A 21,056-nucleotide genomic window follows, 5' to 3' on the forward strand; every position below is an offset into this window, starting at 1 on the left:
GTCCCGGCCTTGAGCCGGGACCCAGGAACCGTCTCCCCCTGGATCCCGGATAGCGCTTTGCGCTTCCGGGATGACGATGAGAAGATAGCGAAACGCAACCGAGGCACCGAGGCCCGCCCATGAACAACTCCGCCCGCCGCGTCATCTTCCCCAAGGGCGCCACCGTCTTCGCCGAGGGCGAGCCGGGCACCACCGCCTATGTGGTGGAATCGGGCCGGGTCGCGGTGTTCAAGACGGTGAAGGGCAAGCGGGTCAACATCGGCGACGTCACCCAGGGCGGCATCTTCGGCGAGATGGCGCTGATCGACGACCATCCGCGCATGGCCTCGGCGGTGGCCGAGGAGGAAACGGCCTGCGTCATCATCGGCAAGGAGCGCCTGTCCGAGCAGTTGGACAAGGCTCCCAAGGGCGTCAAGGTGATCGTCAACGCCCTGTTGGGCAATATCCGGGCCATGGGCGCCGAACTGGCCGAAGCCACGGTGATCCTGGCCCAGGACGCGGAATAGCCCGCCATGAAGCGCCGCGCCCTCCTCGCCGCCCTGCTTCTCCTGCCCGCCACGGCCGCCGCCGCCGAGAAGAAGGACGACAAGAAGAAGGAGGAGAAGAAGAAGGAAGGCAAAAGCGGCCCCCTGCCCATTCCGGCCAAGGGCCAGCGTTACGCCCGCATTCCCACCATCGCCCTGGAATTGTGGGATTCCTACGGCAACTTCCACCTGTCCACCGTGGACCTGCTGCTGCTGGTGCCGGAGGAGGCCAAGTTCTCCGAGAAGGTCATCTCGGACAAGATGCGCAAGGCGCTGAACGGCATTCCCTACGAGGAATACATGAGCACCAACCCGGCCCCCATGATCAAGGCCGCCATGCTGGAGCTGGTGCGCAAGGAACCGGGCTGCGAGCAGACCATGGACGTGCTGATCTCCAAGATGCTGTTCCGCTGATACCAATCCACACTTTGCGTCATGGCCGGGCTCGACCCGGCCATCCACGTGGAGCCGTTTGGCGCTATTCCAGGTGGAGCAACGTGGATGCCCGGATCAAGTCCGGGCATGACGAGAACAAGGACGGCGCGGATTGACCGCCCGACGCCCCTATTCCCCCGCCCCGAAGAATTCCAGCTGCCACTCCATCTCGGCCACCGACAGGGGGTGGTCGCCCTGCATGGGGTTGAGCACCTTGGACACCGACAGGCGCAGAAGCTTGCCCTGCAGCTGGCTGCCGAAGCCGGCGGACAGCCCGGCCTTCCAGGTCACCGCCACCATGCCCTTGGCGCTCTTGGTGTAGACCACCTTGCGCACCGCCTTGGGCGGCAATCCCGACAGCACCGCCAGGGCGGCGGTGACGAAGGCGTGATCGCCCGAGGACAGCGCGGTGTCCATGGCCGTCTCGTCCAGCTGGCCGGCGGCATGCAGCGCGCGGGCCCGCTGCAGGGCGGCGGCCTCGTCGGCGTCGCGCCTGGCCTCGCCCTTGGCGCCGCCATCGCCCTCGATCTCGTCGATGCGCCGCGACACCACGGCGGCCACCGCGGCGATGGCGTCGGGGTCCAGGTCCTTGCGCGCCGCCAGGGTCTGCAGCAGGTTGGCGGCGACGAAACGGGCCAGCTTCTGGGCGGTGCGGGCCGACAGCTGCGGGCGCTCGATCATGGGCCGGTGCCAGGCCTCGATATCGGCGGCGCGGTCGGCCAGGCGGTCCAGGGTCTCCTCGCGGATCTGGGCGGAGGGATTGCCCAGCAGCACGGCGATGGCCTCCACGTCGTCGGTGGCGGCGATGGCGTCGGCCACCTTGACGTTGACCACCGAACGCCGCGAGATGCAGGCCAGCGCGCCGGGAATGGGGCCGCCCCCGATGATTTCCAGCAGGTCGTCGTCGGTCAGCACCGGCGAGAATTGCAGCACCGGACCGGCCACCACCAGTTCGGCGTCGCGGGCCAGCCGGCGGATCACGTCGGGCGGCGCCCCGGCGACGTCCTGCAGCGCCTCGGACAGAATCTGGCGCACCTTGGGGATCTGGTCGCGGGCCAGCATCTCCAGGGATTCGTAGGTCATGCGACGCAGGCGGTCCTGCTCGTGGGGGGACAGGCCGGGGGCCACGCGGGCGATCTTGGCGGCGAGGTCGCCGCGCACCGCGTCGTCGGAATCGGTGGCGAGCAGCAGGTTGGCCTGGGCCGGAGCGTGGGGATTGGCCGCCACCTGACGGCGCACCTCGGCATCGGTATCCTCGGCCAGGAAGTAGAGGATCTCGGCCTTGACGTCGTCGCGGCCGGCCAGCTCGGCGCGGATCTTGGAATCGGGATGGGCGGCCAGCTGCTTGGCCTGCTCATAGTCCAGCGGCCCCTTGCGCCCGCCCCCGCCGAACAGCCGCTTGAGGAATCCGCCGCTCACGCTTCGCCCCCCTCCCTACCGCCGCAAGACGGCGCGATGTGCCAGGCGCCCTTGCCGCTGCGCTTGACCTGATACATGGCCTTGTCGGCCCGCGCGATCAATTCCTCGATGGTTTCCGTTTCGCCGCCGCCATGCACCGCCACGCCCAGCGAACAGCCCAGCGGCTTGTCCGCCCCGCCGGAGAAGCGGTCCAGGTCCTTGGCCGCCTCCAGCAGATCCTGGCAGCGCTTGATGGCGATGCGCTCCTCGGCGGCTTCCAGCCAGATGGCGAATTCGTCGCCGCCCAGGCGGGCCACCAGATCGATGGGGCGGGTGTGCTGCAGCATCATGTCGCGCACCGCCAGCAATGCCTCGTCGCCGGTCTGGTGGCCGTGGACGTCGTTGACCGCCTTGAAATTGTCGAGATCCACGTAGATCAGCGCGGCGGGCCGGCCCTCGCGCCGCAACCGGTGGAAGCGCCGGGCGATTTCCTCGAAGAAGGCGCGGCGGTTGAACAGGCCCGTCAGTCCATCGGTGCGCGACAGCTTGACCATGCGCTCGTGATTGGTGATCTGCTCGGACGCCAGTCCCACCTGATTGGCCACGTCGTCGATCAGCAGGCGGTCGTCGTCGCTCCAGGCGGCGCGGCTCATCTGCCGCCACAGCAGCACCGCGCCGTTAATGGAATGGCGGTAGCGGCACACGCTGGCCAGCACCCGCCACTCGCCCAGGTCGGAATCGTAATGGTCCGTGGATTCGAAGGTGTCGAGCACCGCCTTGGCGTCGCCGAACTGACCGTAATCGGCCGAAAGCGCGAAATCGGAATCGTCGGACTGGATGCGGAAGATCTGGCAGCCGGTGGCGCCCAGGGCACGGGCGGTGGCCTCGGCCGCCGCCTTCAGCATGTCGGCGGGGTCCACTTCGTCCCGGATGGTGCGCACGATGTAGCTGAGCAGGCGCTCGCGGTTGTTGGCGCGAGACAGCGCCGCGTCGCGCAGCCGCTCCTGGGTCACGTCGCGGCACACCCCGCGCGCGCCGCGCCATTCGCCGCCGTCGCCGCGGATGGGGGTGGAGGAGGCCAGCAGGCACAGCGGCTGGCCGTCGCTTTGCCGCATCCACACCTCGATGTCCTCGACGGGCGCCACCGCCTCGAACGGTCCGGGACCGTGGGATTCCTCTTCCTGCAGCACGAACTCGGCGGGACGGCGCCCCACCAGCTCGTCGGCGGCGAAGCCCAGCGCGCCCTTGGGACTGACGAAGACGAAGCGGCCGTCCGCCCCGGTCTCCCAGGCGAAGTCGCTGGAAATCTCCACCAGATCCTTGTAGCGCTGGCGCGATTCCACCAGGGCGGCCCGCAGATTGCGCTCCAGCGTCACGTCGCGGCCGAACAGGATGGTCTGGCCGGCATCGGCGGGGATGGACACCAGATCGAGGATCAGGGTGCCGCCGGTGGCCAGCGGCAGGCTTTCCACCGAGGTGGCGCCGGGCTGGGCCAGCAGGGCGGACAGGCAGCCCAGCCGGTCCTGGGCCACGGCCTGGGCCAGCGCCTCGCCACGGCCGTTGGCGGTGACGATGGCGCCGTCACGGTCGAGCAGCACCGCCGGCCCGGGAAGGGCGTTCAGCCCGTCCGCCCCCAGGACAACGCCAGGACGCCCTCCATGCGAGGACTTCCCCCTCGACACCTCTCCCGTTGCGCTCATCGGCTCTCGTTCCAGCTCATCTTGCCGTCCATCCTCCTTAACATAGGTATGTGCGCTTAACGATCCCCTAAAGGGGGATGGCTTGCCTTGGGGGCCGGAGCGCGCTACGTCTTGCCCATGGACAAGGACTTTCCCGATCTGTCGCGCATCGAGACCTGGGTGTTCGACCTGGACAACACGCTCTATCCGGCGTCGTCCAGCCTGTTCCCCCAGATCGACGTGCGCATGCGCCGCTTCATCGCCGAGCGCCTGCACCTGTCGCTGGACGACGCCTTCGCGCTGCAGAAGCGCTACTATCGCGAATTCGGCACCACCCTGCGCGGGCTGATGCTGATGCACAGGATCGAGCCCGACGAGTTCCTGTCCTTCGTCCACGACATCGACTGCACCGTGCTGGACGCCGCCCCGCGCCTCGACGCCGCCCTGGCGGCGCTGGCGGGGCGCAAGCTGATCTTCACCAACGGTTCGGAGCGCCACGCCGAGAACGTGCTGGCCCGCCTGGGGCTGACGCGCCATTTCGAGGGCATCTTCGACATAAGGGCGGCGCGCTTCATCCCCAAGCCCCAGCCCGAATGCTACCAGCTGATGATCGACCGCCACGCCGTCGATCCCCGCGGCGCGCTGATGGTCGAGGACATCCACCGCAACCTGCGTCCCGCCGCCGCCATCGGCATGACCACGCTGTGGGTCAGGGAGGACGGCCACCCCGACACCGAGGTGCTGGGCCAGGACACGGGCGACCTCGCCCACGTCCACCACGTCACCGACGACCTGGCCGCCTGGCTGGAACGGGCAGCAGGCAAGCCTTAGGTGGCGGCGATGGATTTGTCTTTCCGACGCGTGATCTGAAGCTGTCCGTCGCCACCTTTGACGTAAGCGGTCTTACCCACCGCAAGATTGTCAAGGATGGTAACCAGAGCGCGAGGGATGGCTGCGAATTCCCTGGAACCGCGATTGCCGCAATTGTATGTGGCGATGGCCGCCCGGATCTGATCACGCGTCACCGGCTTTCCGTCGTTTCCGATCATCGGATCCCCCATAAGGTCAATAATGCGGTGGAGGCTTCTCATCTTGCTGTGAAGCCGTATAACCGGCCTCCGCCGCGGCAAGACGAACACGCAGACGACGAATTTCGGTGGTGAGATCGTCGATGGTTCGCCCCTGCCGAGCCACCACCTCGGACAATTCCTCCGCCATGACCTCATGGTGGGAGAGCCGGCTTTCCAGGGCGACAAGACGCCGGCTCACTTCGTCGCCCCAGGCCTCGTCAGTCATTCCCGATCCCTCTTCCATCGCCGCGAAACGTTTGGCGCCCGATCTTCCGACAGCGTCCCATGCTTTGGTGGCCCCTGCCGGAATCGAACCGGCACGCCCGAAGGCGAGCGATTTTAAGTCGCTTGCGTCTACCAGTTCCGCCAAGGGGCCTTGGGGGAGTGGGCTTCTTATAACCCAGCCTTGCCCACGTCCCAAGCGCCGGTTGGGCGAAAATGGTCAGACCAAATCACCGGTTGCTAATATTAAGACATTTGGATTAAATAATGTTCGCCTCTTATGAGGGATTTGTTTTGCATCTATGCGTTCCTGGCGTGCGAGACAGGTGACCCGGGCCACCTGGACGCCTGCGCTGCACCAGTGAATGGACGCAACGTTTCAGGGAAAGGGACGAACAATCCATGGCCTTTGGAATTGCCGCGCGCTTTGGCGCCGCCCTGGTCGCCATGTCGGTGGGCACCGCCGCTGCCTTGGGATGGTTCGGCAACAGCCACGCGGTCTCCCTGATCGAACAGGCCGAGCAGCGCGAGCTGATGGGCCGCTTCGAGCAATTGTCCGATTCCATCGGCGGCGCCGCCGATCAGGCCAAGGCCATGGCCGCGCTGGTGGCCAACCTGCCCGGAATTCCCCATCTGGTCGCCACCGGCAACCGCGAGGCCCTGGCCGCCCAGATGGTTCCCACCTTCAAGGCCATCGCCGCCCCGTTCGGCATCGAGCAGTTCCAGTTCCACACGCCGCCCGCCACCTCGTTCCTGCGCGCCCATGCGCCCGCCAAGTTCGGCGACGACCTGTCCGCCATCCGCCAGACCGTGGTGGAGACCAACGCCACGCAAAAGCCCACCCACGGCCTGGAATACGGCGTGGCCGGGCTGGGGGTGCGCGGGCTGATGCCGCTGTTCGACGATGGCAAGCATGTGGGATCGGTGGAGTTCGGCCTGTCCTTCGGCCAGCCCTTCTTCGCCGAGTTCAAGAAGGCGTTCGGCGTCGACGTGGCGCTGCACGTCAAGGCCAAGGACGGGTTCAAGGTCTTCGCCGGCACCATCGGCAATTCGGCGCTGTCGCCCGAGGAAATCGCCGCCGCCCTGGGCGGCCGGGACGTCATCAAGGCGATGGAGGACGGCAAGGGCGGGCGCGTCGCCGTGCTGGGCCGCGCCGTCAAGGATTACGGCGGCAGGCCGCTCGGCGTGGCCGAGATCGCCATGGACGCCTCCCACTACGCCGCCCAGCTGTCCGAGGCGCGCCGCACCATGACCGCCCTGATCCTGGGCGCCGTCGTGGTGGCGGCGATTCTGGGCATGGTGCTGAGCCGGTCCATCACCGGTCCGGTGCTCGCCATGAGCGCCGCCATGGACCGCATCGCCCGGCGCGATTTCGCGGTGACCATTCCCGGCCAGGAGCGCAACGACGAGATCGGCCACATGGCCCGCGCCGTCCAGGTGGTGCAGAAGGAGGTGGAGCGCACCGCCGAACTGGAGGCATCCCAGCAGCGAAGCCTGGCCGAGCTGGAAAGCGGGCAGAAATCCCTCAAGGACGGCATGCAGCTGCAGCTGGAGGGTATCGTCGAGGCCGCCATGCAGAGCAACGAGGCCGGCGTGGTACTGGCCCGCATGTCGGGCTCGGTGCGTCGCGCCTCGGAGCAGAGCCAGTCCATCGCCAGCGCCATCGAACAGCTGGTGGCCTCAGTCAACACCATTGCCCAGTCCTCGGAAATCGCCGCCGGCGAGGCCTCCGACGCCGAGGCCGCCGCCCGGGAGGGCGTCGCCGCCACCGCCGCCGCCCGCCGGGCCATGGACGGGCTGCTGCAGGCGGTGTCGGACGTGGGCGCCAAGATCGAGGCCCTCTCGGGGGCCTCGGATCAGATCGCCGCCATCATCGACCAGATCGAGGCCATCGCCGGCCAGACCAACCTGCTGGCGCTCAATGCCACCATCGAGGCCGCCAGGGCGGGCGAGGCGGGAAAGGGCTTCGCCGTGGTGGCCGGCGAGGTCAAGACCCTGGCCAACCAGACCGCCAAGGCCACAATCGACATCCGCTCGCGCATCGAGGCCCTGGTCGCCGACATGGACGGCGCCCGCGCCTCCATGGAGCGGTCGCGCGGTGCCGCCAACGACGGCATGGCGGCGGTGGGTCAGGTCACCGGCGGACTGGAAGCCATCGCCGGGCGCATCGACGGCGTGACGCGGCGCATGCACGACATCGCCGGCATTCTCAGCCAGCAGAACGCCGCCGCCGCCGAGGTCTCGGCCGCCACCGGCGAAATCGCCAGCCTGTCCGAGCACAATCTGGAAGAGATCGCCCAGGTGCTGGGCGCCATGACCGAGGCGGCCGGCGTGCTGGATCGCCGCGCCGAGGATTTCGCCAAGCTGGGCACGGCCGAAACCCTGCTGCAGGTGGCCAAGAACGACCATATCCGCTTCAAGCGCTCCATCATCGACCGCATCATGGGCCGCAACGACCTGACGCCCGACCGGCTGGCCGACCACCATGCCTGCCGCCTGGGCAAGTGGTACGACACCCTGACCGACGGGCGCCTGACCGGCCTGTCCGCCTATGCCCGCCTGAAGGAACCCCACCAGGCGGTCCACGCCCACGGCAAGCGGGCCCTGGAACTGCATGCCCGTGGCGAGGTGGAGGCGGCCCTGGCCGAGGTGGAGCTGCTGAACGAAACGTCGCATCAGGTCCTCGCCCTGCTGGAGGAAATGGCCGTGGCCTTGCGCCGCGCCGCCTGAAAACCGGCATTCCATCGGCCCCGAACCGGCCCGCGACATTGACAGAAGGCGGGCCGGCCTCTATCTCTTGCCGGTCGCGATAGGCCCCTTCCCGGGCCTGCTCTCTTACCTTTGGGGAAGCTTCATGTTCGGCGCCCTTGCCCGGCGGATCTTCGGAACCGCCAACGACCGAGTTCTCAAGCCGCTGAAAAAGCATGTCGAGGCGATCAACGCCCTCGAGCCGGCCTTCGAGAAGCTTTCCGACGACGAACTGAAGGCCAAGACCGCCGAGTTCCGCCAGCGCCTGGAGAACGGCACCGAACTGGACGACCTGCTGGTCGAAGCCTTCGCCACGGTGCGCGAAGCCGCCAAGCGCACCTTGGGGCAGCGCCACTTCGACGTTCAGCTGCTGGGCGGCATGGTCCTGCACCAGGGCCGCATCTCCGAGATGCGCACCGGTGAAGGCAAGACCCTGGTGGCCACCCTGCCGGTCTACCTCAACGCCCTGTCGGCCAAGGGCGTCCACGTGGTCACCGTCAACGACTATCTGGCCACCCGCGATTCCGAGTGGATGGGCCAGATCTACCGCTTCCTCGGCCTCACCGTCGGCGTCATCACCCACGGCCTCGACGATGTCGAGCGTCAGGCCGCCTATGCCTGCGACGTCACCTACGGCACCAACAACGAGCTGGGCTTCGACTATCTGCGCGACAACATGAAGTTCCGCCTGGAGGAAATGGTCCAGCGGCCCTTCAACTACGCCATCGTCGACGAGGTGGACTCCATCCTGGTGGACGAGGCGCGCACGCCGCTGATCATCTCCGGCCCCACCGAGGACAATTCCGAGCTGTACCGGCTGGTGGACAAGCTGATGCCGTCCCTGGTGGCCGAGGATTTCGAGAAGGACGAGAAGGTGCGCGCCGTGACGCTCACCGACCGCGGCACCGAGCACGTGGAAGAGATGCTGCAGGCCGCCGGCCTGATGAAGGGCACGCTCTACGACATCGGCAACGTCTCCCTGGTCCATCACGTCAACCAGGCCCTGCGCGCCCACAAGCTGTTCACCCGCGACGTGGACTACATCGTCAAGAATGACAAGGTCATCATCATCGACGAGTTCACCGGCCGCATGATGGAAGGCCGCCGCTATTCCGAGGGCCTGCATCAGGCGCTGGAGGCCAAGGAAGGCGTCACCATCCAGAACGAGAACCAGACGCTGGCCTCGATCACCTTCCAGAACTATTTCCGCCTCTACCCCAAGCTGGCCGGCATGACCGGCACCGCCATGACCGAGGCCGGCGAGTTCCAGGAAATCTACAATCTCGAAGTGGTGGAAATTCCCACCAACCTGCCGGTCAGCCGCAAGGATTTCGACGACGAGGTCTACCGCACCGCGCGCGAGAAGTACGAGGCCATCGTCGCCCTGATCGAGGAGTGCCGGGGCCGCATGCAGCCGGTGCTGGTGGGCACCACCTCCATCGAGAAGTCCGAGCTGCTCTCGGACATGCTGAAGAAGAAGAAGATCCCGCACCAGGTGCTGAACGCCCGCTACCACGAGCAGGAAGCCTATATCGTCGCCCAGGCCGGCGTGCCCGGCGGCGTGACCATCGCCACCAACATGGCGGGCCGCGGCACCGACATCCAGCTGGGCGGCAACCTGGACATGCGCATCCGCATGGAACTGGCCGAGATCAAGGACGAGGCCGAGCGCGCCAGGCGCATCGACGGCATCAAGGCGGAGATCGAGGTCAACAAGCAGAAGGTCCGCGAATCCGGCGGCCTCTACGTGGTCGGCTCGGAACGCCACGAGAGCCGGCGCATCGACAACCAGCTGCGCGGCCGCTCGGGCCGCCAGGGCGATCCCGGCGCCTCCAAGTTCTTCCTGTCCCTGGAAGACGATCTGATGCGCATCTTCGGCTCGCAGCGCATGGACGGCATGCTGCAGAAGCTGGGGCTCAAGGATGGCGAGGCCATCGTCCATCCCTGGATCAACAAGGCCCTGGAAAAGGCCCAGCAGAAGGTCGAGGCCCGCAACTTCGACATCCGCAAGAACCTGCTGAAGTTCGACGACGTGATGAACGACCAGCGCAAGGTCATCTACGAACAGCGCAAGGACCTGATGAGCGCCGACGACGTCTCGGAAGAGATCGTCGCCTTCCGCCACGAGGTCATCGCCGAGATGGTCGGCCGTTTCATCCCCGAACGCGCCTATGCCGACCAGTGGGAAACGGCGGCGCTGCACGAGGAAGTGCTGCGCGTCTTCAACCTGGACCTCCCCATCGCCGATTGGGCCAAGGAGGAAGGCATCGCCGACCAGGAAATCCGCTCGCGCATCACCGACCACGCCGACCGCAAGGCGGCGGCCAAGGCCGCCGAATACGGCCCCGAAACCATGCGCATGGTCGAAAAGAGCATGCTGCTGCAGATCCTCGACCAGGCGTGGAAGGAACACCTGCTGCAGCTCGACCATCTGCGCCAGGGCATTTCGCTCAGGGCCTATGCCCAGCGCGATCCGCTCAACGAGTACAAGCGCGAAGCCTTCAACATGTTCGAGCAGATGCTGCTCGACCTGCGCGAGCGCGTCACCTCGATCATGGCCCATGTCCAGCTGCGCTTCTCCAACGAGGAGGAGGCAGAACAGGCCCTGACGCCCCAGCGGCCCAGCCGCACCCAGGAAACCCGCGAGGACCCCGCCTTCTCCGGCGGCGGCGGCGCGGTGGCGCTCTCCCAGCGCAGCACCGCCGTCGACCCCAACGACCCCGCCACCTGGGGCGCCACGCCCCGCAACGCCCCCTGCCCCTGCGGCTCGGGCAAGAAGTACAAGCACTGCCACGGGGCGGTGGGCTGAGCCATCCTTGATGCCGTCATCACTGGGCTTCGATTCCTCGCCCGCCTGCGGGCGAGGAGCGGCCGTCCCGGCAATATCCTCTCCTCGACAAATTTGGCTGGCCGAAAGCAATATCTTAAAATATTCTAAACACCGCTGGATGGGGAGGCGGTCAAAATTTAGACGGGCAGCCTGTGGCGCCTATTGCCATCGGTGCCGGACTCAGTCTTTTTCGAGATCGCACTAGAGGGGCGGGCCTCAAATATGAAACGCGCTGTCATGCCGAGTACGGCGAAGCATCTTTCAGCCCCGGGCGTTTGCCGCGGGTGCCTGAAAGACCCTTCGCCTCAGGCTCGGGGTGACAATCCGTCTCCGATTTAATTTTCGCCACTCTGAATTGTCAGGAACCGCTTAGAGAAAGTCCGCCGATCACGCCCAGCCGAACTTAATGATGTCGCTGCCATCGATGAAACGAGGAGTGAGACATGAAAAAGATCACACGCTGGGCAGGCTTGGGCGCCACTGCGGCCTTGGCCGCCTGCGCCACCCCTGCGGACGTCTCCGACGTTTACAAGGTCCTGGGCTCCCCTACGCCTGCGGGCACTCCCTTCACCCAGGCTCTTTTTCAGGAATATAAGGCCTACACGCTGCAGCAGGCCGTCCCCGAAGTGGAATGGCGCGACGCCTCGCTGACGGCCCGCAAGGCCTTGCGCGTTGCGGCCGGCGAAGTGGTTCAGCCGGATGAACTGACCCTGCGGCCGATTCCCGGCCCGCGCCAGCCGGAACTGGGCGCGGCCCGCGGCCGTCTGGTGTCCTACCTTGCCTCCGGAGCCGCCGAGCGGGTTCCCGCCGCCGCCGCCAAGGCCCAGGTCGCCTTTGATTGCTGGCTGGAGCAGGAGGCCGAAGGCAATGCCGCCGGTCCCTGCCGCACCACCTTCCTGGCCCATGAGCCGATGCTGAAGAAGCCGGCCCCCACCAATGCCATGGCCGCCGAGGTGCGCCGGTCCTTCTCGGTCGCCTTCGACTCGGGGTCGGCCAAGCTGTCGCCCCAAGCCTTGCAGACGGTGAAGGAAGCCGCCGCCGCCCAGGCGCAGCTGCATGCTCCCATGGTTTCGGTCACCGGCCATACCGACACGGTCGGCACCGCCGAGGCCAATATGCGGCTGGCCCGGCACCGTGCCGACGCGGTCGTCGGCGCCTTGACCAAGGAAGGTGTCCCGCCCGGAATGATTTCCGAAGGAGCCCTGGGCGAGGGCAGCCTTGCCGTCGCCACCACCGACAACAAGGGCGAGGCCAAGAACCGCCGCGTCGAAATCGCCTTGGCTGGAACGCCCTGGTCCCGCGGCTACGGCTACGGCGGTTATGCCTACGGCGACCGTGCCGGCTATGGCTGGGGCGGCGGATATGGCTGGGGCCATTGGGGCCGCAACGCCTATGTTGTCTTCTTCACTCCCGGCTCCAGCCGGCTGGGCACCCACGACATCGAGCGCCTGAAGGCCGTCGTGGCCGCCCAGAAGGATCTGAAGCCCAAGTCCGTTCGGGTTATCGGCTTCACCGACAGCACCGGCTCGGCGGCGACCAACACCCGTCTGGCCCGCGAACGGGCCCAGGCTGTGGCTGCCGAGATCGGGCGGCTGGGCGGCTCGGCCGCAGCGGTGGAAAGCGCGCCCGGCGGCGGATGGGGGCCCGGCCATGACGGGCGAGCCCGTCGCGTCGAGATTCTCTTCGACTTCTGATCGACCCGGCTGCCGGCGCCCCGGCCCCCCAAGGGGCCGGACCGGCGCCCGGCCGCATACGACTGTGGGAGCAAACATGATGAAGACATCCCGTATCGCCGCGATGGTCGCCTGCCTGATGCCCGCTCTGGGCGGATGCTCGGGCATCTATTACGCCAGCGAGGCCAAGCCCACCAATCTGGTTCCTCCCGGCGAGCTGCGCTTCAATGCCGCCGCCATTTCCTACCAGAACGACCTGACCGCCCTGGTCGGCACCATCGCCGTCTACAACAAGGCGGAGAAGAGCCTGCAGGTGCTGGAGCCGGTGGCCAACGCCTTCGATCCCCGCACCCGGCCGGTGGTCGAGACCGTCAACCAGACCCTTTACAAGTCGGTGATCACCTCCAACTTCGTCACCGACGTGCCGCTGATCAGCGCGGCGCTGAAGGATGCCGGCGGCCAGGATCTGGAGGTGACGGTCACCGACGAGGCCCACGGCATGGTGCCCAGCTACTCGCCCGACATCATCAACCATCTGGGCAGCCGCTATCGGCCCACCAACGCCCAGGAGGAGATCGTCTACGTCACCGACGTCTGGCAGCGCCGCTTCAATGCCGCCCTGCTCACCGCCGTTCCACACAGCGGCTGGACCGCCAACACCGGTGTGGTGGTCTACAACACCAAGACCTACGTCCGGACGGATGCCTTCAAGGACGGCCGCTACCTGACGGTGACGGTGGTTCCCTTCTCCAACCCCACCGACGGTCTCCCCTCCCTGGCCAAGGCCCCCCTGCCCACCTCCGCGGTGGCAGTGATCAAGCCGCAGATCGCCAACCCCTACGCCTATACCTGGCGTGGCGACCACTGGCGTCACCACGGATGGCATGGCAACGGGTACGGCTGCGGTTACGGCTACGGTTACGGCGACCGCTGCCCCCGCGCCAAATAGGACGGAATGGAAGCGATACGGAGCGGGCCGGAAACGGCCCGCTCTTTTTTGGGTAATGCCTAACGAAAAGGGCGGGAAGCCGTGGCCTCCCGCCCTTCTCTTTTTTCGGACTTCGACCGCTTAGCGGGTCGGAACCGGAGTCTCGCCGGTATAGTCGTAGAAGCCACGGCCGGTCTTGCGGCCCAGCCAGCCGGCCTCGACATACTTCACCAGCAGCGGGCAGGGGCGGTACTTGGTGTCGGCCAGGCCGTCATGCAGCACCTGCATCACCGCCAGACAGGTGTCCAGGCCGATGAAGTCGGCCAGTTCCAGCGGGCCCATGGGGTGGTTGGCGCCCAGCTTCATGGCGGTGTCGATGCAGGTCACCGAACCGACGCCCTCGTACAGGGTGTAGACCGCCTCGTTGATCATGGGCAGCAGGATGCGGTTGACGATGAAGGCGGGGAAGTCCTCGGCCGAGACCGGCTTCTTGCCCAGCTTCAGGGTCATCTCGCGCACCAGGGAGAAGGTCTCCTCGCTGGTGGCGATGCCGCGGATCAGCTCGACCAGCTGCATGACCGGCACCGGGTTCATGAAGTGCATGCCCATGAACTTGGCGGGACGGTCGGTGGCGGCGCCCAGGCGGGTGATGGACAGCGACGAGGTGTTCGACGCGATGTGGGCCTCGGGCTTCAGCACCGGGCAGAGCTGGGCGAAGATGGCCCGCTTGATCTTCTCGTCCTCGGTGGCCGCCTCGATGACCAGATCGCTGTCCGAGAAATCGGCATAGGCGGTGGTCGGCTTGATGCGGCCCAGCGTGGCGGCCTTGTCGGCCTCGGTCAGCTTGCCCTTGGAAACGGCGCGGTCCAGGTTCTTGGTGATGGTGGACAGGCCCTTCTTCAGGGCCTCGTCGCTGATGTCCAGCAGGATCACGTCGAAACCGGAGGCGGCGCAGACATGGGCGATACCGTTGCCCATCTGGCCCGCGCCGATGATACCGATCTTCTTGATAGCAGTCATTGTTGGGCTCCCGGATGGTAGGGCGTTTGCCGTTGGGCAGGTTGCTCGAGGGTTACTTGTTCAGTTCGGCCGCCAGTTCAGGCAGCACCTTGAAGAGATCCGCCACCAGGCCGTAATCGGCGACCTGGAAGATGGGGGCCTCCTCGTCCTTGTTGATGGCGACGATGACCTTGGAATCCTTCATGCCGGCCAGGTGCTGGATGGCGCCCGAGATGCCGACGGCGATGTAGAGGTCGGGGGCGACGATCTTGCCGGTCTGGCCCACCTGGAAGTCGTTGGGGACGAAGCCGGCGTCCACGGCGGCGCGGCTGGCGCCCACGGCGGCGCCCAAGCGGTCGGCCACCGCTTCCAGCAGGGGAAAGTTGTCGCCCGACTGCATGCCGCGCCCGCCCGAGATGATGACCCGCGCGCTGGTCAGTTCGGGGCGCTCGGACTTGCTGAGCTGGCTGTCCACGAAGGAGGACAGGGCGGGATCGGCGGCGGCCGCGACCGTCTCGACCGCGGCGGAGCCACCGGTGGCGGCGGCCGCCTCGAAGCCGGTGCCGCGCACGGTGATCACCTTGACCGCGTCCTTGGACTGCACGGTGGCCAGCGCGTTGCCGGCATAGATGGGACGCACGAAGGTGTCGGGCGACACCACCGCCGTGATCTCGGAAATCTGCGCCACGTCCAGCAGCGCCGCGACGCGGGGGCTGACGTTCTTGCCCGACGTGGTGGCGGGGGCCAGGATGTGGCTGTAGCCGCCGGCGAGGCTGACCACCAGGGCGGCCAGGGGCTCGGCCAGATGGTTGGCGTAGAGGGCGGAATCGGCGCTCAGCACCTTGGCGACGCCCGCCACCTTGGCGGCGGCCTCGGCCACCGCGCCGATGCCGGAACCGGCCACCAGCACATGGACCTCGCCGCCGATCCTGGTCGCGGCGGTGACGGTGTTCAGCGTGGCGGATTTGAGAGCGCCGCCTTCATGCTCTGCCAGAACCAGAATGGTCATTCGTTCGTCCTCTTTCGCGTCATCCTGAGCCGAAGGCGAAGGATCTTTCACCAAGATCGTCGCCAACAGCGGCTGAAAGATGCTTCGCTCGCGCTCAGCATGACAGCCGGGTTCAGATCACCTTCGCTTCGTTCTTCAGCTTGTCCACCAGGGCGGCCACGTCGGCCACCTTGATGCCGGCCTTGCGCTTGGGCGGCTCTTCCACCTTCAGCGTCACTAGGCGCGGGCTGACATCGACGCCCAGATCGGCCGGCGACACCGTGTCGATGGGCTTCTTCTTGGCCTTCATGATGTTGGGCAGGCTGGCGTAGCGCGGCTCGTTGAGGCGCAGGTCGGTGGTCACCACGGCGGGCAGCACGAGGGTCACCGTCTCCAGGCCGCCATCGACCTCGCGGGTCACGGTGACGGCATCGGCGCCGATCTCCACCTTGCTGGCGAAGGTGCCCTGGGCACAGCCCAGCAGGGCGGCGAGCATCTGGCCGGTCTGGTTGCTGTCGTCGTCGATGGCCTGCTTGCCCAGGATGATCAGGCCGGGGGATTCCTTGGCCACCAGGGCCTTCAGCACCTTGGCGACGCCCAGCGGCTGCACCTCGTCGTCCGTCTGCACCAGAACACCCCGGTCGGCGCCCATGGCCAGCGCGGTGCGCAGGGTCTCGGAGCACGCGGCCGGGCCCACCGACACCACCACCACCTCGGTGGCCTTGCCGGCTTCCTTGAGGCGAACCGCCTCTTCCACCGCGATCTCGTCGAACGGATTCATGGAGAACTTGACGTTCTGGGTCTCGACCCCGGACCCGTCCGACTTCACCCGAATCTTGACGTTGTAATCGATCACCCGCTTGATCGCGACCAGGACTTTCATTTGTCTTTCAATCCTCTAATCCGGAGTGCGGATAAATCGGCATCGCCGGGCGGAATTTACTATTGCATTGCACAATATGACGGGAGGTTGGGGTTGTCAACGCGCACCCCCCGGCACCCAAAGCACGTCGGCGGCGCCATTGCCGTTGGCGAGGCGGGCCAGGACGAACAGCAGGTCGGACAGGCGATTGGCGTAGATGATCGCCGTCGGGCTGACCGTCTCCATTTCGGCCAGGGCGACCATCAGGCGCTCGGCGCGGCGCACCACGGTGCGGGCATGATGCAGGTGGGCGGCCAACGGAGAGCCGGCGGGCAGGATGAAGGAGGTGAGCGGCGCCAGCGTCTCGTTGGCGGCGTCGATCTCGGCCTCCAGCCGGTCCACCTGGGACTGGACGACGCGCAGGCGCGCCCCCGGGGCCTCGTCGGCGGCGGCAGGGGTGCACAGATCGGCCCCCAGGTCGAAGAGGTCATTCTGCAGCCGTTCCAGCAGCCCCATCATCTCGGGGCCGGCATGCAGGCGGGCCAGCCCGATCACCGCGTTGGCCTCGTCCACCGTGCCATAGGCCTCGACCCTGAGGGCGTGCTTGTCCACCCTGGTCCCGTCGCCCAGTGAGGTCTTGCCCTTGTCGCCCGTCCGGGTATAGATGCGCGTCAGCGTGACCATCGCCTCGTTTCCTTGCTGTCTGCCGAAAAGGTTTATGACACGGGGAGGCGGGAAACCTCTATACTCGGCTTTCACCGAACGGCATCGAATTTCCGGCACCATGCGTCTATCCCCCATCATGAGCGGCTATATCGGGCGTCAGTTCGCCTCGGCCTTTGCCACCGTGCTGCTGGTGATCCTGGGCATCATCCTGCTGTTCGACGTCATCGAGCTGATCCGCCGCGCCGCCGCCCGCCCCGATCTGGGAATCGGCACCATCCTGCTGATGGCCTTCTTCAAGCTGCCCCAGATGCTGCACACGGTGCTGCCCTTCGCGGTGATGATCGGCGCCATGGTGTGCTTCTGGCGCCTGACCCGCACCCACGAGCTGGTGGTGGCCCGCGCCGCCGGCATCTCGGTCTGGCAGTTCATCACCCCGGTGCTGTTCGTGGCCGGGGTGTTCGGCGTGTTCGAGATCACCGCCTTCAACCCCATGGCGGCGGCCATGTACGGCCGCTACGAACGCCTGCAGGACGAGTTGCTGAGCAACAAGCCCAGCGCCTTCGACCTGTCCGAGGGCGGGCTGTGGCTGCGCGAGCCCCACAACGACGGCGAAATGGTGGTCTATTCCGAATCCGTGCGCCAGGACGGCCTGGTCCTGCACCTCAGGGACGCGCAATTCTTCCTCTACGACCGCCCCGACCATTTCCACCAGCGCATCGCCGCCGAATCCGCCTCGCTGGTGGACGGCACCTTCGAGGTGCGCCGCGCCTGGGTGATGGAAGGCGGCAAGCCGTCGGTCTTTCTCGAGCAGATGCGCATTCCCACCCAGCTGACCCTGTCGCGCATCCACGACAATTTCGCCGCGCCCGAGACCCTGTCCTTCTGGCAATTGCCCGGCTTCATCCGTTTCTTCGAACGGGCCGGCTTCACCGCCAACAAGCATCGCCTGTACCTGCAGTCGCTGCTGGCCTCGCCGGTGCTGTATTGCGGCATGGTGCTGATGGCGGCGGTGTTCTCGCTGCGGCCCAACACAAGGTCGGGCGGATTGCTGGCCCGCATCGGCGCCGGCGTGGCCGCCGGCTTCGCCGTCTATTTCTTCTCCAAGGTGATCTACGCCCTGGGTCTGTCGGCCACCCTGCCGCAGACCCTGGCGGCCTGGACGCCCCCCCTGGTCGCCGGACTGATCGGCCTGTCGGGGCTGTTCCATCTCGAGGACGGCTGATGGCGTCTGGCCTGCTGCGCAATCCGTGGACCTGGGCCATTCTCGCCCTGGTGCCCCTGGTGCTGTTTCCCGGCATCGACATCGCCGTCTCGGCCCTGTTCTTCGACGCGGCGAGCCGCGGCTTTCCCTTCCGCATCCATCCCCTGGGGGAATTCGCCCGCAAGATCCTGCCCATCTTCCTGTTCGCCGCCGCCGGGCTGATCGCCCTGGCCGGCGTCGCGGCCGCTTTCGTCAAGAGGCCGGTGGCCGGCATCCGCCCGCGCATGGCGCTGATGGTGGTGGCATCCCTGGCCCTGGGACCCGGCCTGGTGGTCAATGTGGTCCTCAAGGACAATTGGGGCCGGGCGCGCCCCTCGACCATCGCCGAGTTCAACGCCGGGCACCAGCCCGCCCGCCAGTTCACCCCCGCCCTGGCCCTCTCGGACCAGTGCCCGGACAATTGCTCGTTCCCCTCGGGCCACGCGGCGCTGGGCTTCTGGACGGTGTCTCTGGCCCTGCTGGCCCCGCCGCGCCGCCGCGCCGCCGCCCTGGCCGCCGCCTTCGGGTTCGGCGCCGCCATGGGTCTGGTCCGCATCGCCCAGGGCGGGCATTTCCTGTCCGACGTCGCGTTTTCCGGCGTCATCGTCGTCGCCATCACCATGGGGTTGTACCGGCTGATTCGCCCCGACGACCGCAGTGCAGCACAAAAAAATAGTTATCAGGAGGCCGTTTCCGGCCCGTAAGCCCCTATGCGGAGGCCTGATTCTCAGGTAATGATATAGGTTCAGGCTGACCTTGGCGCGCACGGGCCGGGCGGAATGCCCTCGCGTGGGTGCGGGGGATTTTGTTTACTTACGACGAGAATGACACATGGCATGGAACCGAGATAATCATGGCAGGGGCGAGCGCGGTCGCGGTCGTCGGGACGACTTTGGCGAACCGGCTTTCGATCCGCGCCCGTCGCGGCCGATGGCACCGAGCTCTTTTGACCGTCAGATGGTCAGTCAGGCGAACGTCACCGCCACTGTGAAGTGGTTCAATGCCTCCAAGGGCTTCGGCTTCGTCGCCCCCTCCGACGGCAGCCCGGACGCCTTCCTGCACATCTCCGCTCTCGAGCGCGCCGGCCTGACCCAGGTCGCCGAAGGCGCCACCCTGGTGGTGGACCTCGGCGCCGGCCAGCGCGGCCCGCAGGTGGTGATGGTCCATGAAGTGGACAGCACCACCGCCACGCCGCGCGCCCCCCGCCGGGAAGAGCGCGGCCCGACCCAGACCGTCGAGGGTGTGGTCAAGTTCTTCTCCGCCGAGAAGGGCTTCGGCTTCGTCGCCTGCGACGAGGGCGGCAAGGACGTGTTCGTCCACGTGAAGGCGCTGGAGCGCTCGGGGATCAAGACCCTGGAATCCGGTCAGCGCGTTCGCGTCACCACCACCCTGGGGCTGAAGGGCCCGCAGGCGGATACGGTCGCGATCCTCTAGGTCGTAGAGCCAGGCCCTCCCCCATACGGAGGGCCTGGTCCGATCTCGAGGAAATTTGCTTGATTTGAATCCGGCATTCTGGTACCACAATACTCATTACTGCTTTGTCTCCCTGAGATTGGGCGGGACACGGTGATGAGCCGGGTCCCGCCACTTTTTTGCCACTTGAAATTTTCTTGCGCGCAGACTGCGATTTACGCAAGTAAGTGGTAACCGCATTTATGCTGCATCGCACAAAAACCTGTCGCATTCCACCCCCGTTTCGGTGCAGACTGTCTCCTAAGGGGGATGCCTGACCAAGGAATTGGGCGAGGAACTGGAATGCTTGGACCCGCGGAACTTCGCGAAATCTATGACTGCCTCAAGGGCATGGGACTGGAGCCGGTGCGCGTCGCCGACAACCGTGGCCCCTATCTCACCCCCGCCTATGCCGCCGGCAAGGCCCTGACCAAGGCCGTGCGCGCCGCGTCGCCTCTCGCCGTCGCGGCCCCGCCGGCCACCGGGGCCGATACGGCCAAGTAGTCACAGGCAGCTCCGCAGCCCCTCGCGGTAGGTGGGGTAGAGCAGGCGAACGCCCAGCTCCCGCTTCATCCGCCCGTTGTCCACCCGCTTGTTGTCGGCGTAGAAGCTGAGCGCCATGGGCGACAGGGTCGTCCGCGCCTCCTCCCAGGGAATTTCCGGCGGCGGATCCACCCCCAGCAGGGCGCAGGCATGGGCGATGACGTCCTGCGGCGGGGCCGCGTCGTCGTCGCACAGATTGTAGATGGCCCCGGGCCGGGGCTGGGCCAGCGAGGCCTGCACGGCGGCGGCGATGTCCTCCACATGGATGCGGCTGAACACCTGCCCGGGCTTGACCACCCGGCGGGCCTGGCCGGCCCGCACGCTATCCACCGCCGAGCGGCCGGGACCGTAGATTCCCGCCAGCCGGAAGATGTGCGCCCCCAGGACGCGCCAGCGCGTCTCGGCGGCCAGCCGCCGGCGGGACCGGTCGAGGCCGGGATTGGGCGGCGTGTCCTCGTCCACCGGTCCGCCGCCATGGTCGCCATAGACCCCCGTGGTGGAGAGATAGCCGACCCAGGCGGGAGAGGCCGCCCGGATGGCCCCCTCCATCAGGTCGAGCACCGGATCGCCGTCGCCGTCCGGCGGCACCGAGCACAGCACCGCGTCGATTCCGTCGAGGCAGCCGGCCGGCAGCGGATGGCCACGGTCGAAGGGCAGCACCCGCACACCGGGGCAGTCCACCGCCTCGCCCGAGCGGCTGGTGCCGGTCACCTCCCACCCCGCCCCGGCCAGCCGGCGGGCGATCACCCGGCCGGAAAAGCCCAGCCCGAACAGGAAAAATCGCTTGGCCATCTCTCTT

General features: G+C 67.0%; 20 protein-coding genes and 1 tRNA gene. 11 read left to right on the top strand and 10 right to left on the bottom strand.

Annotated elements, in window-relative coordinates; translation table 11 throughout:
• Positions 1-119 precede the first annotated feature (119 nt).
• Together ACV4UZ_RS08285 and ACV4UZ_RS08290 are read left to right on the top strand one after the other, a co-directional pair.
• Positions 120-506 (top strand): Crp/Fnr family transcriptional regulator, encoded by a 387-nt coding sequence (locus tag ACV4UZ_RS08285; protein WP_491600421.1) that lies wholly within the window; start codon positions 120-122, stop codon positions 504-506.
• 6 nt (positions 507-512) lie between these two features.
• Complete coding sequence (locus ACV4UZ_RS08290; RefSeq protein ID WP_491600422.1) at positions 513-938, top strand: hypothetical protein; 426 nt, start codon at positions 513-515, stop codon at positions 936-938.
• 150 nt (positions 939-1,088) lie between these two features.
• Here ACV4UZ_RS08290 and ACV4UZ_RS08295 read toward each other — a convergent pair whose 3' ends face one another.
• On the bottom strand, positions 1,089-2,378 hold the full coding sequence (locus tag ACV4UZ_RS08295; RefSeq protein ID WP_491600423.1) for a DUF2336 domain-containing protein: 1,290 nt from the start codon (positions 2,376-2,378) through the stop codon (positions 1,089-1,091).
• Positions 2,375-4,057, bottom strand: coding sequence for a sensor domain-containing diguanylate cyclase (locus ACV4UZ_RS08300; RefSeq protein ID WP_491600424.1), 1,683 nt, complete (start codon positions 4,055-4,057; stop codon positions 2,375-2,377). The genes ACV4UZ_RS08295 and ACV4UZ_RS08300 overlap by 4 nt, the downstream gene beginning before the upstream one ends.
• 87 nt (positions 4,058-4,144) lie before the next feature.
• Here ACV4UZ_RS08300 and ACV4UZ_RS08305 point away from each other — a divergent pair, with 87 nt between their 5' ends.
• Positions 4,145-4,867: a pyrimidine 5'-nucleotidase gene (locus tag ACV4UZ_RS08305; protein ID WP_491600425.1), complete on the top strand. Its 723-nt coding sequence runs from the start codon at positions 4,145-4,147 to the stop codon at positions 4,865-4,867.
• Here ACV4UZ_RS08305 and ACV4UZ_RS08310 read toward each other — a convergent pair.
• The 3 genes from ACV4UZ_RS08310 to ACV4UZ_RS08320 form a co-directional block, all read right to left on the bottom strand.
• The gene (locus ACV4UZ_RS08310; protein WP_491600426.1) at positions 4,864-5,085 is read right to left on the bottom strand and encodes a hypothetical protein; all 222 of its coding nucleotides are present in this window, start codon (positions 5,083-5,085) and stop codon (positions 4,864-4,866) included. The genes ACV4UZ_RS08305 and ACV4UZ_RS08310 overlap by 4 nt on opposite strands.
• Before the next feature lie 16 nt (positions 5,086-5,101).
• Positions 5,102-5,332, bottom strand: coding sequence for a SlyX family protein (locus tag ACV4UZ_RS08315; protein WP_491600427.1), 231 nt, complete (start codon positions 5,330-5,332; stop codon positions 5,102-5,104).
• A 65-nt stretch (positions 5,333-5,397) separates the two neighbouring features.
• Positions 5,398-5,482: transfer RNA gene (locus ACV4UZ_RS08320), tRNA-Leu, on the bottom strand.
• Between the two features lie 248 nt (positions 5,483-5,730).
• Between ACV4UZ_RS08320 and ACV4UZ_RS08325 the strand changes: the two genes are divergently transcribed.
• From ACV4UZ_RS08325 to ACV4UZ_RS08340, 4 genes are all read left to right on the top strand, one after another.
• A complete protein-coding gene (locus ACV4UZ_RS08325) occupies positions 5,731-8,058 on the top strand; it encodes a methyl-accepting chemotaxis protein (protein ID WP_491600428.1) in 2,328 nt (775 codons plus the stop codon).
• A gap of 124 nt (positions 8,059-8,182) precedes the next feature.
• On the top strand, positions 8,183-10,885 hold the full coding sequence (gene secA, locus ACV4UZ_RS08330; RefSeq protein WP_491600429.1) for a preprotein translocase subunit SecA: 2,703 nt from the start codon (positions 8,183-8,185) through the stop codon (positions 10,883-10,885).
• 464 nt (positions 10,886-11,349) lie between these two features.
• Positions 11,350-12,600, top strand: coding sequence for an OmpA family protein (locus ACV4UZ_RS08335; RefSeq protein WP_491600430.1), 1,251 nt, complete (start codon positions 11,350-11,352; stop codon positions 12,598-12,600).
• Between the two features lie 76 nt (positions 12,601-12,676).
• Positions 12,677-13,528 (top strand): hypothetical protein, encoded by an 852-nt coding sequence (locus ACV4UZ_RS08340; RefSeq protein ID WP_491600431.1) that lies wholly within the window; start codon positions 12,677-12,679, stop codon positions 13,526-13,528.
• Between the two features lie 120 nt (positions 13,529-13,648).
• On the opposite strand, the gene ACV4UZ_RS08345 is transcribed toward ACV4UZ_RS08340, so the two are convergent.
• From ACV4UZ_RS08345 to ACV4UZ_RS08360, 4 genes are all read right to left on the bottom strand, one after another.
• Positions 13,649-14,527, bottom strand: a complete 879-nt coding sequence (locus tag ACV4UZ_RS08345) for a 3-hydroxybutyryl-CoA dehydrogenase (RefSeq protein ID WP_491600432.1) — start codon at positions 14,525-14,527, stop codon at positions 13,649-13,651.
• A 52-nt stretch (positions 14,528-14,579) separates the two neighbouring features.
• Positions 14,580-15,515 carry an electron transfer flavoprotein subunit alpha/FixB family protein gene (locus tag ACV4UZ_RS08350; RefSeq protein ID WP_491600433.1) on the bottom strand — a complete coding sequence of 312 codons (936 nt, stop codon included), beginning with the start codon at positions 15,513-15,515 and terminating at the stop codon, positions 14,580-14,582.
• A 112-nt stretch (positions 15,516-15,627) separates the two neighbouring features.
• Entirely contained in the window at positions 15,628-16,377 is a 750-nt protein-coding gene (locus tag ACV4UZ_RS08355; RefSeq protein ID WP_491600434.1) for an electron transfer flavoprotein subunit beta/FixA family protein, read from the bottom strand.
• A 96-nt stretch (positions 16,378-16,473) separates the two neighbouring features.
• Complete coding sequence (locus ACV4UZ_RS08360; RefSeq protein WP_491600435.1) at positions 16,474-17,040, bottom strand: cob(I)yrinic acid a,c-diamide adenosyltransferase; 567 nt, start codon at positions 17,038-17,040, stop codon at positions 16,474-16,476.
• A 100-nt stretch (positions 17,041-17,140) separates the two neighbouring features.
• On the opposite strand from ACV4UZ_RS08360, the gene lptG reads away from it, so the two are divergent.
• From lptG to ACV4UZ_RS08380, 4 genes are all read left to right on the top strand, one after another.
• Positions 17,141-18,244, top strand: a complete 1,104-nt coding sequence (lptG, locus tag ACV4UZ_RS08365) for an LPS export ABC transporter permease LptG (protein WP_491600436.1) — start codon at positions 17,141-17,143, stop codon at positions 18,242-18,244.
• Positions 18,244-18,966, top strand: coding sequence for a phosphatase PAP2 family protein (locus ACV4UZ_RS08370; RefSeq protein ID WP_491600437.1), 723 nt, complete (start codon positions 18,244-18,246; stop codon positions 18,964-18,966). Before lptG ends, ACV4UZ_RS08370 begins: the two co-directional genes overlap by 1 nt.
• Positions 18,967-19,093: 127 nt before the next feature.
• Positions 19,094-19,696, top strand: a complete 603-nt coding sequence (locus ACV4UZ_RS08375; RefSeq protein ID WP_085374424.1) for a cold-shock protein — start codon at positions 19,094-19,096, stop codon at positions 19,694-19,696.
• 321 nt (positions 19,697-20,017) lie between these two features.
• A complete protein-coding gene (locus ACV4UZ_RS08380; protein ID WP_491600438.1) occupies positions 20,018-20,218 on the top strand; it encodes a hypothetical protein in 201 nt (66 codons plus the stop codon).
• Here ACV4UZ_RS08380 and ACV4UZ_RS08385 read toward each other — a convergent pair whose 3' ends face one another.
• Complete coding sequence (locus ACV4UZ_RS08385; protein ID WP_491600439.1) at positions 20,219-21,049, bottom strand: SDR family oxidoreductase; 831 nt, start codon at positions 21,047-21,049, stop codon at positions 20,219-20,221.
• Between the last annotated feature and the right edge of the window lie 7 nt (positions 21,050-21,056).

This window comes from Paramagnetospirillum sp., assembly GCF_058402745.1.